The organism is Verminephrobacter aporrectodeae subsp. tuberculatae At4 (genome assembly GCF_000193225.1).
In the GTDB taxonomy this organism is placed as follows: Bacteria; Pseudomonadota; Gammaproteobacteria; order Burkholderiales; family Burkholderiaceae_C; genus Acidovorax; species Acidovorax aporrectodeae.
In genome coordinates, this window is the sequence record NZ_AFAL01000720.1 from 1 (window position 1) to 2,444 (window position 2,444).

1 protein-coding gene is annotated in these 2,444 nt (G+C 52.7%); it reads right to left on the reverse strand.

Annotated elements, in window-relative coordinates; genetic code table 11:
• Positions 1-12: 12 nt before the first annotated feature.
• Entirely contained in the window at positions 13-2,256 is a 2,244-nt protein-coding gene (locus tag VTU_RS28980; protein WP_138927983.1) for a TrlF family AAA-like ATPase, read from the reverse strand.
• Positions 2,257-2,444 lie beyond the last annotated feature (188 nt).

The window sequence follows — 2,444 nt, forward strand, 5'->3', positions numbered from 1 at the left end:
GGGGCTGAGTAGTTACGAAACCACGTCAAAACCGTACTTTTGTTGGCGGTTCTTGAAGGCAGGTTTGGTGCCTTCAAGAATATCGACAACCTTGGCCTTGATCGCGGGCGATTCGATGCTTCCCGAAATGTAGTTGAAGGTGTTTGTGGTCTTGTCGCAAGTGGCGCAGATGATCTGCTCAGCGTCACACACCACGGCCAAGTTGGGGTTGTGGGTCACCATGATGACTTGGCGACGCTGCTTGGCCGCCTTGATGCATTTGACGAGTACATTGAAGATGGTTTGGTTGTCAAGATTTTCCTCGGGCTGATCAATGACGATCGGGATGTCGTCCTTGTCCAGCAAGAGATAGAAGACCAGCAGAAGCAACCCACGCTCGCCAGGGGAGAGCTGGCTGATCTCTTGTTGATTCAATGTGAGCGAATACCGAGGGGTGAGGTAGCTCATGCCGAACAGGTAGTCTAAGATGTCCTGCGGATTGGATTCACGGCGGAGTTGGTCGGCTATCTTTGTTTCGCGACCACCACCTGACTCTCGATGGTCGAGGTAGAGCATATAGTCTATCCTGCCGAGGAAATCGAGGGTGGAGTTCACATTCTCGAAACTGATTTCCTTCAACAGCCCACGCATAAGCTGCTCGCTTTCGTTCATGCCGGAAAAGCTACCGCGCGATTGGCGATTGATTTTGCGAAGAAACGTCTCTTGAAAGTCAGACCCGTCGATGCGCACGGCGAAGCTCAAGGGGAGGTCCATATTCATCTGGCCTGTGGACATGACAAACTCTTGCACAGGCCCATACAGCTGGCGGTATTCCTCGACAGTCTTGAAAATCTGCTCGTGAACCTGCCTGGCTAACTCTACTCTGTGCGCCTTCAACACCACGAGTTTGTTCGGCAAGGAATTGATCGACGCGATTTCTGCCTTGAACCACTCGATCGACTGAGGTTTGTCTTTGCTTCCGGTCAATTCTTCCTTGGAACGCTCCCACTTGGTGAGCTGTTCTTTAAATTGGATGAACAAGCGTTGTTTCTCACCGAGTTTGCTCTTGATTTCGGCGATGCCTGCCTCAGCCGCTTCACGCCGCTTATTCAGCCCCGTCGGTTCTTGGCTGGTGAGGGTCGCGTCGATGATCGAGATGGATTCCTTCGCCGCCGTGCCGAGATCGAGAATTTTCTCCGTGGTGATTTTCAAATGCACAAGATCGGATACCTTTATGTCATCATCGACTTCCTTCAACATCATGTCCAGTTCGGCGACGAATTGCCCATGGGTTCTTTTATAATTTTCAGTGGCTTGCCAAATTCGAAGCAGGACGGCTCGTCGCTTGACTTGCACCACCTTCTTGTCATGAAGCTGTTTCTCCTCATCGAACAGATTTCTGAGATTGTCCTCCAGGGTTTGAATCTTCTTCGTCGCGGCTTCGGACTCTTCTTTGGCAACGTCCGAGGCGGTGGGGTCCTCTACCTGCACGGGCTTTGACTCTACGATGGCCGCCAACTCGGCGACCTTGGCATTTTGCTGCTCTTGCAGAGACTGCTTGAACTCGGGGGTGAGTCGCTGCTCTGTCTGCAAAATCTCGGTGTTGGTTTTCGAGATTTCTTTGAGCAACTGCTCGCGTGCTCTCCCGATTTCAGCGACCTTGAATTTGAGTAATTCATCCATCGAGTTGTGGCCAAGGCGATCCTCTTGCGGGACATGTGTGTAGATAATTTTGCGCAGTTCGGAGTCAAAGGTCGATGAGCCGTTCTCGCCAAGCTCGTTACAGAGCATTTCCAGATAGCTTTGCGGCAGGTACTTGACCCGCTCGACGCTGGTTTCGGACGGGTCTTGATCGAGTTGCTGCTTGGATTCGGTGTCATCACGCCAACCGAGTACGCCGACGAATTTGGATGCGAACTTGTTTGGTGGGCTGCGAAAGCGTCGGTCATTCAAAAACGAGAAGTGCTTGAAGTTCTTGGTATCTCCGGCCAGCGCTATGATGTCAGCCATGGCGCTCTTTCCGCTGCCCTTATTGCCAATGATCGCAACCAAGTCGTGGTTCAGCGGCAGTTCGACATTGAACCAAGTGCCGGGCGATGTGGGACTGGGCTTGATGCAAATCTTCGACACGTATTTGGTGCGGTTGCCATTGACCAATTCCCGCTTGGGCGGCGCGTCGCCGACAAACACCCGGTCCTCGAATTCGGTGAGCGCCTGCCGCAGGCCCTCAAAGCATTTCGTTATACATAAGTCCCCTGAGCCTGAAGCTCGCGACAGAACCTGATGCCAGCGGCAAAGTCAAGAATGCGCTGCATTCGGCTCCTCGTCGTTTCGTGTGGAAACCAACACGCACAATAGCCGCTGGTAGTGGATGCTGGAAGACAGGTCGTCTTGGGCCTGTCCACAGGTCCACCAAGTTGATGTTGAACATGGGAGTGTCTGATGAGTGTTGAACTGGAAGCGCT